This is a genomic window from Streptomyces sp. NPDC001868 (assembly GCF_040297125.1).
Taxonomy (GTDB): domain Bacteria; phylum Actinomycetota; class Actinomycetes; order Streptomycetales; family Streptomycetaceae; genus Streptomyces.
Genome location: NZ_JBEOYO010000004.1, coordinates 116,197 through 132,299 on the forward strand (window position 1 = coordinate 116,197; position 16,103 = coordinate 132,299).

General features: G+C 72.5%; 15 protein-coding genes. 11 read left to right on the forward strand and 4 right to left on the reverse strand.

Translation table 11 applies throughout. The features are described from left to right. The first annotated feature begins 137 nt into the window (after nucleotides 1-137). From paaA to paaE, 5 genes are read left to right on the forward strand one after another with little or no spacing between them, the layout of a single operon-like run. A complete protein-coding gene (paaA, locus tag ABT147_RS06990; protein WP_351403143.1) occupies nucleotides 138-1,142 on the forward strand; it encodes a 1,2-phenylacetyl-CoA epoxidase subunit PaaA in 1,005 nt (334 codons plus the stop codon). Then, a complete protein-coding gene (gene paaB / locus ABT147_RS06995; protein WP_351403144.1) occupies nucleotides 1,139-1,459 on the forward strand; it encodes a 1,2-phenylacetyl-CoA epoxidase subunit PaaB in 321 nt (106 codons plus the stop codon). Before paaA ends, paaB begins: the two co-directional genes overlap by 4 nt. A 10-nt stretch (nucleotides 1,460-1,469) precedes the next feature. After that, the gene (gene paaC, locus ABT147_RS07000) at nucleotides 1,470-2,297 is read left to right on the forward strand and encodes a 1,2-phenylacetyl-CoA epoxidase subunit PaaC (RefSeq protein WP_351403145.1); all 828 of its coding nucleotides are present in this window, start codon (nucleotides 1,470-1,472) and stop codon (nucleotides 2,295-2,297) included. Next, complete coding sequence (gene paaD, locus ABT147_RS07005) at nucleotides 2,291-2,797, forward strand: 1,2-phenylacetyl-CoA epoxidase subunit PaaD (RefSeq protein ID WP_351403146.1); 507 nt, start codon at nucleotides 2,291-2,293, stop codon at nucleotides 2,795-2,797. Before paaC ends, paaD begins: the two co-directional genes overlap by 7 nt. Beyond that, nucleotides 2,797-3,912, forward strand: a complete 1,116-nt coding sequence (gene paaE, locus ABT147_RS07010; protein ID WP_351403147.1) for a 1,2-phenylacetyl-CoA epoxidase subunit PaaE — start codon at nucleotides 2,797-2,799, stop codon at nucleotides 3,910-3,912. Before paaD ends, paaE begins: the two co-directional genes overlap by 1 nt. Before the next feature lie 251 nt (nucleotides 3,913-4,163). Here the strand turns inward: paaE and ABT147_RS07015 are convergent, their stop codons facing one another. Beyond that, nucleotides 4,164-5,222, reverse strand: coding sequence for a heme/hemin ABC transporter substrate-binding protein (locus ABT147_RS07015; protein ID WP_351403148.1), 1,059 nt, complete (start codon nucleotides 5,220-5,222; stop codon nucleotides 4,164-4,166). A gap of 92 nt (nucleotides 5,223-5,314) precedes the next feature. On the opposite strand from ABT147_RS07015, the gene ABT147_RS07020 reads away from it, so the two are divergent. The 4 genes from ABT147_RS07020 (at nucleotide 5,315) to ABT147_RS07035 (ending at nucleotide 10,581) form a co-directional block, all read left to right on the forward strand. Next, nucleotides 5,315-6,118: an LPXTG cell wall anchor domain-containing protein gene (locus ABT147_RS07020; protein WP_351403149.1), complete on the forward strand. Its 804-nt coding sequence runs from the start codon at nucleotides 5,315-5,317 to the stop codon at nucleotides 6,116-6,118. Nucleotides 6,119-6,218: 100 nt separating this feature from the next. Further along, nucleotides 6,219-7,199, forward strand: a complete 981-nt coding sequence (locus ABT147_RS07025) for an HtaA domain-containing protein (RefSeq protein WP_351403150.1) — start codon at nucleotides 6,219-6,221, stop codon at nucleotides 7,197-7,199. Nucleotides 7,200-7,323: 124 nt separating this feature from the next. After that, complete coding sequence (locus ABT147_RS07030; protein ID WP_351403151.1) at nucleotides 7,324-7,863, forward strand: hypothetical protein; 540 nt, start codon at nucleotides 7,324-7,326, stop codon at nucleotides 7,861-7,863. 87 nt (nucleotides 7,864-7,950) lie between these two features. Then, nucleotides 7,951-10,581, forward strand: a complete 2,631-nt coding sequence (locus ABT147_RS07035) for an immunoglobulin I-set domain protein (protein ID WP_351403153.1) — start codon at nucleotides 7,951-7,953, stop codon at nucleotides 10,579-10,581. Between the two features lie 61 nt (nucleotides 10,582-10,642). Here ABT147_RS07035 and ABT147_RS07040 read toward each other — a convergent pair whose 3' ends face one another. Beyond that, nucleotides 10,643-11,329, reverse strand: coding sequence for an HAD family hydrolase (locus tag ABT147_RS07040; protein ID WP_351403154.1), 687 nt, complete (start codon nucleotides 11,327-11,329; stop codon nucleotides 10,643-10,645). A gap of 37 nt (nucleotides 11,330-11,366) precedes the next feature. Continuing rightward, nucleotides 11,367-11,855, reverse strand: coding sequence for an Lrp/AsnC family transcriptional regulator (locus ABT147_RS07045; RefSeq protein WP_351403155.1), 489 nt, complete (start codon nucleotides 11,853-11,855; stop codon nucleotides 11,367-11,369). 259 nt (nucleotides 11,856-12,114) lie between these two features. Here ABT147_RS07045 and ABT147_RS07050 point away from each other — a divergent pair, with 259 nt between their 5' ends. Further along, nucleotides 12,115-13,602, forward strand: coding sequence for an FUSC family protein (locus ABT147_RS07050; protein WP_351403156.1), 1,488 nt, complete (start codon nucleotides 12,115-12,117; stop codon nucleotides 13,600-13,602). A 301-nt stretch (nucleotides 13,603-13,903) separates the two neighbouring features. Beyond that, entirely contained in the window at nucleotides 13,904-14,950 is a 1,047-nt protein-coding gene (locus tag ABT147_RS07055) for a lactonase family protein (RefSeq protein WP_351403157.1), read from the forward strand. Nucleotides 14,951-15,047: 97 nt separating this feature from the next. On the opposite strand, the gene ABT147_RS07060 is transcribed toward ABT147_RS07055, so the two are convergent. Then, nucleotides 15,048-15,971: a sirohydrochlorin chelatase gene (locus ABT147_RS07060; protein WP_351403158.1), complete on the reverse strand. Its 924-nt coding sequence runs from the start codon at nucleotides 15,969-15,971 to the stop codon at nucleotides 15,048-15,050. Nucleotides 15,972-16,103 lie beyond the last annotated feature (132 nt).

Here is a 16,103-nt window from a genome sequence, read left to right on the forward strand (position 1 = left end):
CACGGTCATGTAATCCAGGGGTGTCGTCGCCTGTCAAGAAGGCGCTGATCGCGGGAGGGGGCGTGCGGGTCTTGCCCGTCCGCGCGAATCGCGTCACACTGGTACCGAACGAATGGTCGGTTGGGAAGCTGGTATCGATGACGACGACAGACTCCGCCGGAGGGCCGTCCCAGGGCACCGAGGGGCCCCCGGACGCCCAGGACGCGCTCCAGGAGCACTTCGACGCGACGATCGCGCGCGACCAGCGGATCGAGCCACGCGACTGGATGCCCGAGGGCTATCGCAGGACGCTCGTCCGGCAGATCGCGCAGCACGCGCACTCGGAGATCATCGGCATGCAGCCGGAGGGCGAGTGGATCACCAAGGCGCCCTCGCTGCGCCGCAAGGCGATCCTCTTCGCCAAGGTCCAGGACGAGGCCGGGCACGGGCTCTACCTCTACTCGGCGGCGGAGACCCTCGGCGCGGACCGCGCCGACCTGACCCGGCGGCTGATCGAGGGCCGCCAGAAGTACTCGTCGATCTTCAACTACCCGACGGCGAGCTTCGCCGACGTCGGTGTCATCGGCTGGTTCGTGGACGGCGCGGCGATCTGCAACCAGGTGCCGCTGTGCCGGAGTTCGTACGGGCCGTACGCGCGCGCGATGGTGCGGATCTGCAAGGAGGAGTCGTTCCACCAGCGGCAGGGATATGAGCTGCTGCTGACGATGATGCGCGGCACCGAGGCCCAGCGCGAGATGGTCCAGGACGCGGTGAACCGCTGGTGGTGGCCGTCGCTGATGATGTTCGGCCCGCCCGACGACGCCTCGCCCAACTCCGCGCAGTCCATGGCCTGGAAGATCAAGCGGCATTCCAACGACGAGCTGCGGCAGCGCTTCGTCGACATGACCGTCCCACAGGCCGACAAGCTCGGCGTCACCCTCCCCGATCCGGAGCTGCGCTGGAACGAGGAGCGCGGCCGGCACGACTTCGGCACGCCCGACTGGGCCGAGCTGAAGCGCGTGATCACCGGCGACGGACCGTGCAACGACCAGCGCGTGGAGCGACGGCGCACCGCCCACGAGGAGGGCGCCTGGGTGCGCGAGGCGGCCACCGCCCACGCGGCCAGACAGAGCGAGCGAGCCCGGAAGGGGACGGCGGCATGACCGGCACGAACGACGGCGGCACGGCCCGCCCGCACAAGGGCGACTGGCCGCTGTACGAGGTCTTCGTACGGGGCAAGCGCGGCCTGAACCACGTCCATGTGGGCTCGCTGCACGCCGCCGACGACCAGATGGCGCTCACCCACGCCCGCGATCTCTACACCCGCCGCAACGAGGGCGTCTCCCTGTGGGTGGTGCGCTCCGAGCACATCGCCGCCTCCACCCGCGACGAGAAGGACCCCTTCTTCGAGCCCAGCGCCGACAAGGTGTACCGCCACCCCACCTTCTACGACATCCCCGACGACGTCCCGCACATCTGAGGAGCAGGGCATGAGTGACGACCACGTCTACCTGACCCTCGCCGAGGGACACGAGGACGATGCCCGCTGGGCGTACGGCACCGGCTTCGAGGACCCCCTCCACGGCGTGGACACGACCGTGCCCGAGGGCGTGGACGCCGCCGAACTGGCCGCCGACTGCGTCGCGTTGGCCGACGACGCCCTCGTCTCGGCCCAGCGGCTCGCCGAGTGGACCACCCGCGCGCCCGAGCTGGAGGAGGAGGTCGCCCTCGCCAACATCGGCCTCGACCTCCTCGGCCAGGCCCGGCTGCTGTACTCCCGCGCCGGACAGGTCGACGGCACCGGGCGCGGCGAGGACGCGTACGCCTACTTCCGGGACGCGGACGACTTCCGCAACGTCCGCCTCGCCGAACTCCCGTGCGGTGACTTCGCGTTCTCGATCGCCCGGCTGCTCGTCCTGTCCAGCTGGCGCCTCGCGCACTTCGAGCGGCTGGCGGACCACCCCGACCCGGTCCTTTCCGCCATCGCGGCGAAGGGCGTCAAGGAGCTGACGTACCACCGGCAGTACGCCGCCGAGTGGGCCGTACGCCTGGGCGACGGCACGGCGGAGTCGCACCGGCGGATCCGTGCGGCGATGGAGCGAGTGGCCCCGTACCTCGGCGAGTTGTTCACCGCCTGCGACGTACGGGACGAGGTCGCCGCCGTGCTCCGCCAGGTCACCGAGGCGGCCGGGCTGCCGATGCCGGTGTACCGGCCGCTGTCCGGCACGGGCCGCGGCGGCGACCACACCGAGCATCTGGCGCCGCTGCTCGCCGAGTTGCAGAGCGTGGCCCGCGCCCACCCGGAGGCGACATGGTGACCGCCCCGACCGACGTGCGGCGTGCCCGGCACATCGCCGAACAGGTGCCGGACCCCGAGCTTCCCATGCTGACCCTCGCCGACCTCGGCGTCCTGCGGGACGTCGAGCTGACCGACGACGGCACGGTGGTCGCGAGCCTGACCCCGACCTACTCCGGCTGCCCGGCCATGGCCGAGATGCGCGCGGACGTGGCGGCCCGGCTGCGCGCCGCCGGGTACGAACGGGTGGAGATCCGCACGGCCCTGACCCCGCCCTGGACCACCGACTGGATCACCGAGGCCGGCCGCCGCAAGCTCACCGAGCACGGCATCGCCCCGCCCGGAGCGGCCCCCCGAGGCCCGGTCCCGCTCCTCCTGTCGCCCACCCGCCGCACGGTCGCCTGCCCCCTCTGCGGCTCGGCGGACACCGAGGAGACCTCCCGCTTCGCCGCCACGTCCTGCAAGTCCCTGTGGCGCTGCCGCGCCTGCCGCGAGCCGTTCGAGCACGTCAAGGAGATCTGATGGAAGGCCTCAAGGAAGAACCGACGGCCACCGCGCCGCGCCCGCGCGCCCGCCGCCGCCCGGCCTTCCACACCCTGCGGGTCACCTCCGTGCGGCCGCTCTGCGAGGACGCCGCCGCCGTCGGGTTCGACATCCCGGACGAACTGGCGGAGGAGTTCGCGTTCGCGCCCGGCCAGTCGCTGACGCTGCGGCGCGAGATCGACGGACGCGACGAACGCCGCTCCTACTCGATCTGCTCGCCGGCCGGTTCGGCGCCGCGTATCGGGGTGCGGGTGGTGCCGGACGGTCTGTTCTCGTCGTGGCTCGTGAACGACGTACGGCCCGGCGACACGGTCGACGCCATGGCCCCCACCGGCTTCTTCACCCCCGACCTCACCGTCCCCGGCCACCATGTGCTGATCGCGGCGGGCTCCGGCATCACCCCCATGGTCTCCATCGCCGAGTCGGTCCTGGCCGCCGACGCCCGCTCGACCGTGACCCTCTTCTACGGCAACCGCCGCAGCGGCACGGTGATGTTCGCGGACGAACTCGCCGACCTGAAGGACCTGTACCCGGCCCGCTTCCAGCTCGCCCACGTCCTGTCCCGCGAACCCCGCGAGGCCGAGGTGCTGTCGGGCCGCCTCGACGCCGAACGCCTCTCGGCACTGATCGACGCCCTCGTCGACGTCGGCACGGCGGACCACTGGTGGCTGTGCGGCCCGCACGGCATGGTCCGCGACGCCCAGCGGGTCCTGACCGGCCTCGGCGTGCCGGCCGACCGCGTCCACCAGGAGTTGTTCTACGCCGATGACGAGCCCGTACGGGAGGCGCGGCACGAGGAGGCCGCCGCCGAGGGGCCCGTCAGCGAGGTCACCGTCACCCTCGACGGGCGCTCCACCACCGCCGCGCTCTCCCGTGAGCGCAGCATCCTCGACGGCGCCCAACGAACACGCCCCGACCTGCCCTTCGCCTGCAAGGGCGGCGTCTGCGGCACCTGCCGCGCCCTCGTCACCGACGGCAAGGCCGACATGCGCCGCAACTTCGCGCTCGAACCGGCGGAGGTTGCCGCCGGGTATGTCCTGACCTGTCAGTCGTACGCGGTGTCGGAGACGTTGGTGGTGGACTACGACACGTGAAGGGGCTTTTGAGGCCGGATTGTCGAGTGCGGGCCCGGTGGGGCTTCTCGCGCAGTTCCCCGCGCCCCTCAAGATTCAGGCCCCTGCGGGCCTGAAAGACCACGGCCCCGCCGGCCTGAAAAGCGACGGGGCTGCGGGTTGAAAAGCACGGGGCGCAGCCCCTGCTTTTCAGGGGCGCGGGGAACTGCGCGACCAGCCCCCACTCACCCGCACCCGACAACGCACCGTCCCCACCGGCCCCCCACCCACCGTCACCCCTGATGCAACCGCTCCACCAGAATGTCGATCACCAACGGCGTACGCGGCCCGAAGCTGAGCAGCACCCCGTCCTCCAGATCCACCACCCGCCGATCCATCCCGGCCGGCGTCTCCTTGATCCCGGGAATCTCCACGAGCCCGTCGACCCCACCGACCGACTCGAGCCCCTTGCTCATCATCAGGATCACATCGGGCTGCGCCTTGACGAGCGCCTCGCTGGTGATCGGCGTGAACGGCTTGGACAGCCCGGCCACCACCCCCGCGTCCTCCGCCCCCGCGGCCGAGATGAGGGAATCGGCCCCGGACCCCTTCCCACCGATGAGGTACACGGCAGCCGAGCCCCGCATGTACAGGAACGCCACCTTCGGCGTACTCCCCTCGGGCACCGCCGCCCGCGCCGCCTTCAGCTCGTCCGCGAAACGCCGGTTGAGCGCCTTGCCGGCCGCTGGAACACCCAGTGCCTCGGCGACCCGGGTCGTCCGCGTGCTCACGTCGGCGAGTTCGTTGGCCGGATCGAGGACGACCACGGGGACTCCGGCGTCACGGATCTGGTCGATGGCCTCGCTGGGCCCGGTGTCGGTGTCGGCGAGCACGACGGTCGGCTCCAGCGAGAGCACGCTCTCCGCGCTCACATCGTGCGCCTTGGTCACCTGGGGAAGGCTCTTGGCCTCCTCGAAGGTCGCGGTGATGTCCCGGCCGACGACCTTGTCCCCGAGGCCGAGCGTGAACACGATCTCCGCGATGCCCCCGTTGAGCGGCAGGATCCGCGAGGCGTCCTCGACGGTGACCTCGCGGCCGTCGGAGGAAGCCACCGTGACGGGCAGCTTCGGCGTCGGCGCCTCGCCCTCCAACGGGACGACGGAGTTCGTCTTCAACTGCTTCTGGGCCGCGGCCGCCCGCGCGCTCGCGGACGACACCGAGGGCTTCGCTCCCTTTGCGTCCCCGTCCCCGTCGCCGCCTGCGCATCCGGCCGCCAGCATCGCGATAGCAACGGCCAGTGCGGCAACTCCCCTGCGGGCTATGGTGAGTTGAGGTCTTCCGGACCTGCGCATCGAACCGCCTTCCATGTCTACCGTTCGAACCAGGTGTTCGTTAGTTTAGGTTAGCCTTACCTGAGTTTCCTATGGTGGGAGTGCTGACAGCGATGCACAGATGTGGCCTACGAGCCCTGCGCGCAGCCCCGGCGGCGGTCGCCGTCGCGAGTGCCCTGATCCTCTTCCCGGCCCCCTCGGCGACGGCCGCCGGCGGCTCCGCGACCGGCCCCGAGGACCAGAAGCTCACCGTCTCCAAGTCCTCCGGACTCGACCCGGACGGCGAGACGGTCACCGTGTCCGGCACCGGCTACAACACCGAGAAGGGCATCTACGTCGCCTTCTGCGTGGACAACGGCGCCGGCAAGACCCCCACTCCCTGCATCGGCGGCGTCGACATGTCCGGCGACTCCGGTGCCTCGGTGTGGATCTCCTCCAACCCGCCCTCGTACGGGGAGGGGTTGGCCAAGCCGTACAAGGGCAGCGGGCACAAGGGCACGTTCTCCGTGCGACTCAAGGTGCGGGCCAAGGACACCAACACGGACTGCGCGAAGTCCGGGGTGACCTGCTCCGTGATCACCCGCAACGACCACACCCGGGGCGGCGACCAGAGCCAGACGGTCCGTATCCCGGTGACCTTCGCCGGTGCCGACGGCGGCAGCGGCGACGACTCCGGCGCCGACAGCACACCGACCCCGTCGGCCAGTACGAGCACGACGACCACCGGGGGCACCGGCAGCACCGCCGGCACGTCGGGCGACACGAACACCTCGGACGACCCGCTGGCCGACACCGGCAGCGCCGCCGTGCCGCTCGGCATCACCGCGGCCGGGCTGGTCGCGGCGGGCGGGGCGGCCTGGGTCTGGGCGCGCCGACGCCGTACCGCCGGCGCGGCCGGAGGCGCGGACCCGAGCTGACGTTATGCCGACGACAGCCGCACACAAGCCAGTCGACGCCCCCCCGACCGGGGCGTCCCGTCGGCCGCTCGGCCGACATTCCAGGGAGGACTTCGAGGTGATGAACAGACCTGGTGCCGCCGTGACGGCGGCGGGCGCGCTGCTCGCCCTGCTCTGCCAGGGCACGGCGACGGCACTGGACGCGGACGGGGCGCCACGGGAGGTGTCCGGCGGATTCGCCGGCTGGGGCCCGACGTTCGGGGCGTCCACCGGCACCGACGCGACGGTGACCGCCGAGGCGCCCGCGGTGCGCGGCTCAGGCGGCCGGACCTGGTTCCCCGTCGACGGCGGCAGCGCGGCCCCGAAAGCCGGGGACGCGGACGTCGAACTCGACGGCTCGATCCGTCTGTCCGGCGCCGGGACCGGCACACTGACCCTCAGTGAGCTGCGCCTGCGGCTCGACGGCGGCACCGGCACTCTTCGGGTGCGGGCCGAACGGGCGGGGGAGAGCGGCGATCTGACGCTGGCTCAGGTCGGCACGGGTTCCGCCGCGCCGACCGTGCGCGGCGGCGGCGCGACCTGGTCGGGCCTGCGCGTGTCGCTGACCGCCGAGGGTGCCGGACTGCTCGCCGAGTGGAGCGGGCGTTCGTACGCGGCGGGGGACGAACTCGCCCCGCTCGACGTGACCGTGGGCACCGGCACCTCAGGGGCGGACCGGCCGGAGGACGCGTCTGGCGACGACACTCCCTCGCCGACCCCGGACGCGGACGGCGCGGCGGCGACGCCCGGCTCCGAGGGGGAGGCCGACCCGGAATCCGTAGCGGCCACCCCCTCCGCGGCCGTGAATCTCACGAGCCTGGCCCCGGGTGCCGAACAACGGGTCACCGGCGCGGGTTTCGCCCCGGGTGAGGTCGTGCTGGTCGCGATCGACGACGACACCCGCTACCAGACCGTGGCCGACGACTCGGGCGAGGTCGCCCGTGACTTCCCGGTGTACGACACGGCGGCCAAGGGTGTGCACAAGGTCCGGTTGTACTCCGTGACCGGGGGCCGCGAGGCCGCCGCGGAGTTCACCGTGATCGGCGGCGAAACGCCTTCCTGAGCAAGGTACTTGTGACGTCCTTTGCCTTCTGTTGACAAAGAGATCAAGACCAAGGTTAGGTAAGCCTTACCTAAGTGTTGATGGGGTGTCCCTGTCGACCGCTGACGAGAAAGGTCCTCTCCCGATGAGAGTCGTTCCTTCCGCCCGTACCGCCGCCCGCGCAGGTCTCGCCGTCGCCGCCGCCTCCGCCCTCACCCTGGGCCTCGCCACCTCGGCCTCCGCCGCCACCTCGACCCGCTCGATCGTCGACGGCGGCACCACCTACAACCTGTCCGTGACCGCGCCGAACTCGGCCACCGCGGCGGGCCAGGTCATCACCGTCTCCGGCTCCGGCTTCAACACCGGCCAGGGCATCTACGTCGGCCTCTGTGTCGTCAACGGCGCCCAGGGCGCCAACAAGCCCACCCCCTGCCTCGGCGGCCAGGACGAGACCGGCGCCACCGGCGCCTCGCACTGGATCAACAACACGTTCGGCGGCCTGTTCGCCAACAGCTCCAAGTTCGGCACCGGCGGCACCTTCAGCGTCAACATCTTCGTCAAGGCCACCCTCGACGACGGCAGCGTCTGCGGCGAGGACGTCACCTGCGCCGTGGTCACCCGCGCCGACCACTTCGACAGCAGCGACCGCAAGTACGACGTCCACGTCCCGATCAGCTTCTCGTAATCACCCGCTCCGGCCGGGCCCCCTTCGCCACGGGGCCCGGCTCTCGGCGTCCCCGGGTGCGGGGCGCACCCGACGAATGAGGAACCCATGACAGACGACACGACGGCCCGGCGGCGGCCGGGCCGCGCGGCCCGGTTGTGGCTGAGACGCCCCGCGGCGCTTCTCGGAGCCGCCGCCCTGGTGACCGCCGCGGTCACCGCCGTCACGGTGAGCACCGCCGCCCAGGCCGCCGACACCCCGAAGACCGGCCATGGCGCGAACGGCCAGAAACTGACCGTCTCCGCCTCCGCCGACCTCGACCCCGACGGCGAGAAGCTGCGGGTCACCGGCTCCGGGTACGACACGGCCAAGGCCGTCTACGTCGCCCTGTGCAAGGACAACGGGGACGGCAAGATCCCCTCCCCGTGCATCGGCGGCGCCGACCAGAGCGGCACCGGCAGCTCCTCCCACTGGATCGTCCCCAAGGGCGACCCGTACGAGGGCACCCTCGCCATCGCCTGGGGCGCGGGCGGCACCTTCGACGTCGAGATCGACATCAAGGCCAAGGACAACGGCGTCGACTGCGCCCAGGTCGTCTGCTCCGTCGTGACGCGGGTCGACCACCGCAACTCCGGCGACCGCTCCCAGGACGTCCGCGTCCCGGTCGCCTTCGAGGGCCAGGACACCGGCGGCGGTGACGGCGGCGAGGGCGAGGACGTGCCCGCCGGCACGTACAGCTACGTCGAGTCCGGCGCGTTCCCGGCGGCCGGTAAGGTCAACGATCTCCTGCTGCACCCGGACTCCAAGAAGCTGTACGCGGGTTCGGACAATTTCGCCGCCTCCGGGGACGTCGACGAGCGCGGCCTGCACATCCTCGACCCGGCGGACGGCAAGAGCCTCGGCCACATCGCCCAGGCGCCGGGCAGCACCGGCACGCTCGCTCCCCGGGCCGTCGTACGGATCGCCGCCCCGCTCGCCGGTGACGGCGCCGTCTTCCAGTTCGCGCTGCGCGGCATCGGCACCGCCGAGGCCGGCGACGCGGCCGTGGCCGGCAAGTGGATCGCCGGCGCCAACATCAGCGGCATCGGCCCCGGCACCAAGGACACCACCGTCCTGGTCGCCCAGGGAGAGCAGCTCTCCGAGGCCGACATCGCCACCGCCGTCCCGCTGGAGAACCGCACCCTCACGCTGCCGGGCGGCTCCGTGCTCGGCGTCGACAAGGCACGCAAGGCCGCCTGGTCCGCGGGCTCCACCGGCGGCACCCTCCGCCGTGTCGACACCGGCTCCTTCACCGTCACCGCCACGGCGGAACTCCCCGCCGGGGACGTCCAGTTCGTCGAGGCGGACCCGGCCACCGGCAACGCCTGGGCCGGCAGCGGCAACACCGTGCGCGTCTACGACAAGGACGCCAAGCTCCTGAAGGCGATCGAGGGACCGGACGAGGCCGCCGATATCGCCTTCGACACCGCCACCGGCCGGGCCTTCGTCGTCTGGCAGGACAACGGCGACTCCGGCAACGGCGGCGACAGCACCAGCCACCTCGGCGTGTACGACACCACCACCTACGCGGCGGCCGTCGCGTCCACCAGGCTGCCGGACAACGACTCCCAGAACGGCTCGGCCTCGATCGCGGTCGCCCCGGGCGGCAGCACCGTCTACGTCAGCAGCCCCTCCGAGGGCGAGATCACCAAGCTCGACCGCCATATGTCCCCCAAGGTCACCCAGTCCCCGACCGACCGGACCGTGGCACCGGGCGACGAGGTCTCGTTCGTCGCGGCGGCCGAGGGTACCCCCGCGCCCGACGTGTCATGGGAGGTCAGCACGGACGGCGCCCAGACCTGGTCCGTGATCAAGGGCGCGACGAAGAACACGTACTCCTTCAAGGCGCGGGCGGCGCACGACGGTTACGAGTACCGCGCGGTGTTCAAGAACTCCGCCGGCACCACCCGCACCGCGCCCTTCACCCTCACCGTCACCGAGGCCGACGACACCACCACCGGCGGCGGGAACGGCGAGGAGGGCGACGAGCCGTCCGGCACGAAGACCGTCACCGGCTCCGAAGGCCAGAAGCTCACCGTCACCCCGGTCAACAACCTCGCCACCGAGAAGCAGACCCTCAAGGTCACCGGCTCCGGCTACGACGAGAAGAAGGGCGTCTACGTCGCCCTCTGCGTCGACAACGGCGCCGGCGAACTGCCCACCCCGTGCATCGGCGGCGTCGACATGACCGGCGGGTCGCACTCCTCCGCGTGGATCTCCTCCAACCCGCCGGACTACGGCGAGGAGTTGGCGATCCCGTACGAGGACGGCGGCAAGTTCGAGGTCGAGCTGACCGTCGACGCCAAGGACGAGTACACCGACTGCTTCAAGGCCAAGTGCGTCCTCGCCACCCGCGCCGACCACACCCTGTCCGGCGACCGCTCGCAGGACGTCAAGGTCCCGGTCGCCTTCGTCGGCCAGGACCCCGTGGACACCGACGACGGCAGCGACGGCGGCACCTCCACCGGCGGCGGCTCCAGCAGCGGTTCGACGTCCAGCGGCGGCGGCAGCACGTCCGGTACCTCCGGCACCTCCGGTGTCAGCGGCACGGGCGGCAGCACGACCACCGGGGGCGGCGGCAGTCTCGCTTCCACCGGCCTGACCGTCCTCGGCGTGGCCGCATCGGCCGCCGCGCTCACCGTGACGGGCTGGATCCTGCACCGGCGCGCCCGGGCGGCGGCACACGGCACGGCGGCCTGATCCACCAGACCGCACGGGGCCCGGTCCGCCGATTCGTTCGGCGGACCGGGCTCCCGCCGTCTCACCCCGTGGCCACGATCCAGTCGTACGCCTCCCGCGCCGTGAACTCCCCCTGCCCGCCCCGCACCAGCAGCCCCGCCGTCGCGAACGCCGGATCGTCCGCCTGGCCGGTGACGTACGGGACCGCGACGCACCGCATCCCGGCCGCGTGGGCGGCGGTGGCGCCCGGCGCCGCGTCCTCCAGGACGACACAGTCGGCCGGGGCGGCGCCCAGGCGGCGGGCGGCCTCCAGGAACACATCGGGCGCCGGCTTGCCGCGGTCGACCTCGTCCGCCGACACGACGGTCCGCAGATGAGCGTCGAGCCCCGTGCCGCCGAGGATCACCTCGATCGCCTCGCGCGACGACCCCGAGGCCACGGCCATGGCCACTCCCTCGGCCGCCAGCAGCTCCACGAGCTTCCGCATCTCCGGATAGACCCGGGTACCGGTGCGCGCCAGCTCCAGATAGTGACGGTTCTTGGTGGCGACGACCGTCTCGACCGGGGCGGCGAGGTCGTAGCGCTCCCTCCAGTCCGCGACCGTCTCCCGCAGGCTGATGCCCACGTACCGCTCGTGGTCCGCCCAGGTGAAACCGGTGACCCCGTGCTCGGCGAGGGTCCGCAGACTCGCCTCGTAGTAGTTCGGCTCGCTGTCCACGAGCGTTCCGTCGAGATCGAAGATGACCGAAGTGCTGCGGATGATGCTCATGGACTCCAGGGTGCCAGGGGGCCGCCGGGCCCCTGACTCAGCTCCTCGCCGCCCGGCCCGCCGCCGAGCCGATCGACTCGACCAGCGGCGCCAGCCGGTACGGCACCCGCTCCCTGAGCGCCACCTCCGTGCGCGTGCGCACCACGCCCGGCAGGCTGATCAGTGCCTGGATGACGTCCTCCAGATGCGCGTTGTCCCGGGCCACGACCCGGGTCAGGAGATCGCCGCCACCCGTGATCGAGAACGCCTCGATGATCTCCGGTACGGCCGCCAGCGCGTCCCCGACGTCGTCGAGGTGCCCCTGGGTCACCTCGATGTGCACGAAGGCCAGCACCGGGTGGCCGAGCGCGGCGGGGGAGAGCGACGGAGCCGTACCGGTGATCACACCGTCGCGTTCCAGCCGGTCGAGACGGGCCTGGAGCGTGCCCCGGGCGACCCCGAGGACCCGGGCGTACTCCCGCACGCTGGTACGCGGCCGCTCCAGGAGCAGTCGCAGGATACGGGTGTCGAGCTCGTCCACGGCCATGGTCCGTTGGCCTCCCTCTGTCCGTCGATGATCACCGGAAACTGTACCAATGGCCCAGTGGACCGCACGCCGGTTGAGCCAGCGGCTCTCTGATGCTTTCCTGAGGACCATCGATGGCGCCGCGCAGCGCAGGACGGCAATGAGGCCGGTCCGTGCCCGCGGCGCCATTTCCATGCCGGAACGGGCGTGGTCGAACTCGGAGGGGCCCGCACGGGCCGAAGGCGAACGGGAGAGGGGCGGGCGGCCGGCGGTGAAGAGGATGTTCATGGCTCCGGACCCGGGGCTGCTGAGGCTGCGGGTGTCGCTGCGGGCGGTGCTCGGCATCGGTCTCGCGGTGACCGTGTCGGAGCTGGCCGGGATGTCGCTGACCGCCTCGATCACGGCCGGACTCACGGCGCTCCTCGCCCTGTTCACGGTCACCGACCCGACCGTGCGCGGCCAGGCGGTCACCACCGCGCTGCTGCCCGCCGCCGGCTTCCCGGTCCTCGCCCTGGCGACGGTGCTGCACGACGTTCCGGCGCTGCGGGACGCGACGTGGCTCGTCGTGATCTTCTGCGGTGTCCACGCCCGCCGCTGGGGCCCGCGCGGTCACGCGCTCGGCATCTTCGCCTTCATGACCTTCTTCGTCACCCAGTTCCTGCACGCACTCCCCGGCCAACTGCCCGAGCTGTACACCGCGATGACCCTCGCCCTGACCGCCTCCTCCGCCGTGCGCTTCGGCGCCTGGTGCATCGAGCGGCGCACCCCGCCGACGCCCGTGCCCGCCCCCGGGGACGGCCGCGGACTGGCCCGGTCCACCACCCGCCAGGCCTTCCAGGCGAGCGCGGCCTGCGCCTTCGCGATGGCCGCCGGGCAGGTCCTCTCGCAGGAACGCTGGTACTGGGCCGTCGGCACCGCCTGGTGGATCTTCGTGAACACCACCTCGCGCGGCGAGACCCTGGTCCGCGGCTTCCGACGCGTCCTCGGCACGGTCAGCGGCATCGCCGTCGGCCTCCTCGTCGCCGTACCCCTGCACGGCGCCCCCGCCCCCACCGCCGCACTCGTCGCCGTCTGCGTGTTCGGCATCTTCTACACGGCCGCCGTGTCGTACTCCTGGATGATGCTCTGCGTCACCGTCATGGCGGGCCTGCTCTACGGCCTCCTCGGCGTCCTGGACCCGGCGCTCCTCGTCCTCCGCCTCGCGCAGACCGGCGTCGGCGCGCTCGGGGCCGCGCTCGCGGTGGCGCTGATCCTGCCGGTCACGACACACGCCGTCACCGACCGGTGGGTGCGGCGGGCCCTGCACGCGGTGCACGGCTGCACCGCGACGGCGGCCAGGCGCCTGGCGGGCGACCCGACTGCGGACCCGGCGCCGCGCGTGGCAGAGCTGGAAGCACTCCTGGGGCGCGTACGACTGTCCCTCGCGCCCCTGGTCCACCCGCTCAACCCGCTGCGGCGGCGCAAGGAACGGGCCCGCCGGGTGCTCGCCCTGCTGGACGACTGCGCCCGGGAGGCCCATGGCCTCGCCGCCGTCGCCGCCGACCCGGACGCCTCCCACGACGCCCGCCTCACCGCCGCGTGCCGCCGAGTCGAATCGGCCGTCGAAACCCTGGTAGGCGCGACCCCGGTCCACCCCGCCCCGCCCCACGCCTCCACACCCGCCCACCACCCCCACGCAGACCGTGCCCTGGCCCACCTACAGGCCCTGGAACGCGCCCTCACAGAACTGGCCCACCCCCTGCACACCGCTGCTCCGGCCCACGCCTGACTTCAGGGGGCGAGTTCTTCGACTGCGGGCCCGGTGGGGCTTCTCGCGCAGTTCCCCGCGCCCCTGAAAAGCATGGGTCGCCCCCGGCGCTTTTAAGGGGCGCGGGGAACTGCGCGATCAACCCAACACAACCCGCACCCGCCCACAATCCAGCACCCCCCGAGCCAGTAGGCGCAAGGGGGGTCAAAGGGGCACAGCCCCTTGAGGATGGGACGGGTAGGGGCGGCGGGGGCGAAACCCTCTGGTCTAGACCTGCTGCTACCCTCGCCCGCACAAAGACGAGCAGGCGAGGGGACGAACCATGGCACCAACGACAACACCCGGCAGACGACGGGCCTACATAGGCTCGTTCACCTCGGCCGGAGGCCCAGGCATCCTCACCACCACCGTGAACGAGAGAACCGGCGCCCTGACCCCCCTCACCACCACGGCCGACACCCCCGACCCGTCCTACCTCGCCCTCTCCCCGGACGGCACCACCCTCTACGCGGTCGGCGAGCAGCCCGACGGCACCATCGCCGCCTACCGGGTGACGGACGACAAGCTCGAGTTGACCGGCCCCCCGGTGACGGTCGGCGCCGCCCCCACCCACCTCACCCTGCACGCCGACCACGTCCTGACCGCCGACTACGGCTCCGGCAGCATCACCGCCGTCCCCCTGCACCCCGACGGCACCCTCAAGGTCGCCGCGTCCGGCACGCTCTGGCACACCGGATCGGGCCCCGACCCCGGCCGCCAGCAGGAGCCACACGCCCACCAGGTCCTGCCCGCCCCGGACGGCCACCGCTTCCTCGGCGTCGACCTCGGCACGGACTCGGTCCGGGTGTGCGCGCTGGAGGACGGCGTCCCCGTCGTGCACCACGAGACGCCGCTGCGACCGGGCTCGGGCCCACGCCACCTCGCCGTCCACCCGGACGGATCGTACGTCTATGTGCTGAACGAACTGGCCCCCACCATCACCGTGTGCCGCTGGCACGGCGCCGAGGGCTCTGAGGGCCCGCTGGAGGCGCTGGGAGAGGTCCCGGTGCTCCCGGGAGCCCCGGAGGGCGACGCGTACCCCTCGGGCGTCGCCGTGTCCCCCGACGGCCGCTTCGTGTGGACGGCCACCCGCGGCACGGACGTCCTCTCCGTGCTCGCCGTTGAGGGGGACACGCTGCGCCTGGTCACGACCGTGCCCTGCGGCGGCCACTGGCCGCGCGCCCTCACCTACGCGGCCGGGACGCTGTACGTGGCCAACGAGCGCTCGGGCGACGTCACCTGGTTCACGGTCGACCAGGAGACGGGCGTACCGACCCGAGGCGGCTCGATCGAGGCACCCGCGGCCTCCTGCGTCGTCCTGAACGTCTGAGACCGGACCCCGCTACGGCCCCCGGACATGGCCGCGCGGTCGCGCGTACGCATGCGGCGAGGCCGTACGGGTCGCGGTCGGGGACCGGGCACCGGGCTCAGCGGACCGGCATGCCCTGCGGCTGCTGCGGCGCGATGCCGAGCGCGGTCGTGTACTTGCCGAGCGCCAGCTTGCCGATCGCCGGGTAGGGGCCGAGCGCCTCGGCGGCGGAGCAGCCCGCCTCCGTCGCGGCCGCCTCGATCAGACCGGCGTCGATCTCCGGCCCTATCAGGTACGGCGCGAGCGCCAGCTGCTGGGAGCCCGAGGAGCGCAGCTGCTCGGCGACGGAGGTGATCGAGCCCTCCTGGTCGAGGGCGGCGGCCATCACCGGCACGGCGAGGCGCGCGGCCAGCAGCATGCCCGTGATCCCGGCGGCCTGCACGGCCTCCTCGCCGCCCACGGTGGCGAGGACGATGCCGTCCGCGGCGGTGGCGACGGTGAACAGCCGGGCCCGGTCGGCGCGCGCCAGACCGGCCTCGGACAGGCGCACGTGCAGCGCCTCGGCGAGCAGCGGGTGCGGGCCGAGGACATCGGTCAGCTCGGCCGCGATCCGGCTCTCCATGACGGCCTGGCGGACCTGGCGCAGCGTGGCGCTGTCCGGACCGGCCAGCAGGGGCACGACGACGGCGACGAGGCCTTCGGGCTCCTTGACGTCCAGGCCGGCGGCGCGCGCCTGCTCGTAGCGGGCGGTGCGCTCCTCGGCGGCGTGCGTGAGCACCGACTGCAGTGTGGGGAACTCGTCGGCACCCCCGTCGACGTAGCCGATGCGGGCGTCGAGGCCGGGCAGCTCGGAGCGCGCGATGCTCACGACCTCCTCGGCGAGGCTGCGCGTGGCGGCGCTGGGCGTGCCGGGCACCGCGAGGACGAGCGCGGGCGCGCCCTCGGGAGCCGCCAGGGGCTCCGGGCGGCGGTGCCGCCCGGGCTGGCGGGGTCGCGGCATTCGTACTGGCAGGCCGGACGCGGGCCCAGTGGGGGAACTCATGGCGCCGCATGTTACTGGCTTCTTGGGCTCCCCTGTTCGGGGAGGGTGCAGGTGAGCGGTATCCGTCCGGATTTGTCTGATGAGTTACGGCTCGATCAGGGCCGATCGATACCGCATTTATCTGCTGAGGGG

Excerpts from the sequence above, each read along its gene's own strand:
- ABT147_RS07030 (WP_351403151.1), top strand. The coding sequence starts at position 7,324 with ATGAGAGTCGTTCCTTCCGCCCGTACCGCCGCCCGCGCAGGTCTCGCC.
- ABT147_RS07055 (WP_351403157.1), top strand. The coding sequence starts at position 13,904 with ATGGCACCAACGACAACACCCGGCAGACGACGGGCCTACATAGGCTCG.
- ABT147_RS07060 (WP_351403158.1), bottom strand. The coding sequence starts at position 15,971 with ATGAGTTCCCCCACTGGGCCCGCGTCCGGCCTGCCAGTACGAATGCCG.
- ABT147_RS07025 (WP_351403150.1), top strand. The coding sequence starts at position 6,219 with ATGAACAGACCTGGTGCCGCCGTGACGGCGGCGGGCGCGCTGCTCGCC.
- ABT147_RS07035 (WP_351403153.1), top strand. The coding sequence starts at position 7,951 with ATGACAGACGACACGACGGCCCGGCGGCGGCCGGGCCGCGCGGCCCGG.
- ABT147_RS07040 (WP_351403154.1), bottom strand. The coding sequence starts at position 11,329 with ATGAGCATCATCCGCAGCACTTCGGTCATCTTCGATCTCGACGGAACG.
- paaE (WP_351403147.1), top strand. The coding sequence starts at position 2,797 with ATGGAAGGCCTCAAGGAAGAACCGACGGCCACCGCGCCGCGCCCGCGC.
- paaA (WP_351403143.1), top strand. The coding sequence starts at position 138 with ATGACGACGACAGACTCCGCCGGAGGGCCGTCCCAGGGCACCGAGGGG.
- ABT147_RS07050 (WP_351403156.1), top strand. The coding sequence starts at position 12,115 with ATGTTCATGGCTCCGGACCCGGGGCTGCTGAGGCTGCGGGTGTCGCTG.
- ABT147_RS07020 (WP_351403149.1), top strand. The coding sequence starts at position 5,315 with ATGCACAGATGTGGCCTACGAGCCCTGCGCGCAGCCCCGGCGGCGGTC.
- paaB (WP_351403144.1), top strand. The coding sequence starts at position 1,139 with ATGACCGGCACGAACGACGGCGGCACGGCCCGCCCGCACAAGGGCGAC.
- ABT147_RS07045 (WP_351403155.1), bottom strand. The coding sequence starts at position 11,855 with ATGGCCGTGGACGAGCTCGACACCCGTATCCTGCGACTGCTCCTGGAG.
- paaC (WP_351403145.1), top strand. The coding sequence starts at position 1,470 with ATGAGTGACGACCACGTCTACCTGACCCTCGCCGAGGGACACGAGGAC.
- ABT147_RS07015 (WP_351403148.1), bottom strand. The coding sequence starts at position 5,222 with ATGCGCAGGTCCGGAAGACCTCAACTCACCATAGCCCGCAGGGGAGTT.
- paaD (WP_351403146.1), top strand. The coding sequence starts at position 2,291 with ATGGTGACCGCCCCGACCGACGTGCGGCGTGCCCGGCACATCGCCGAA.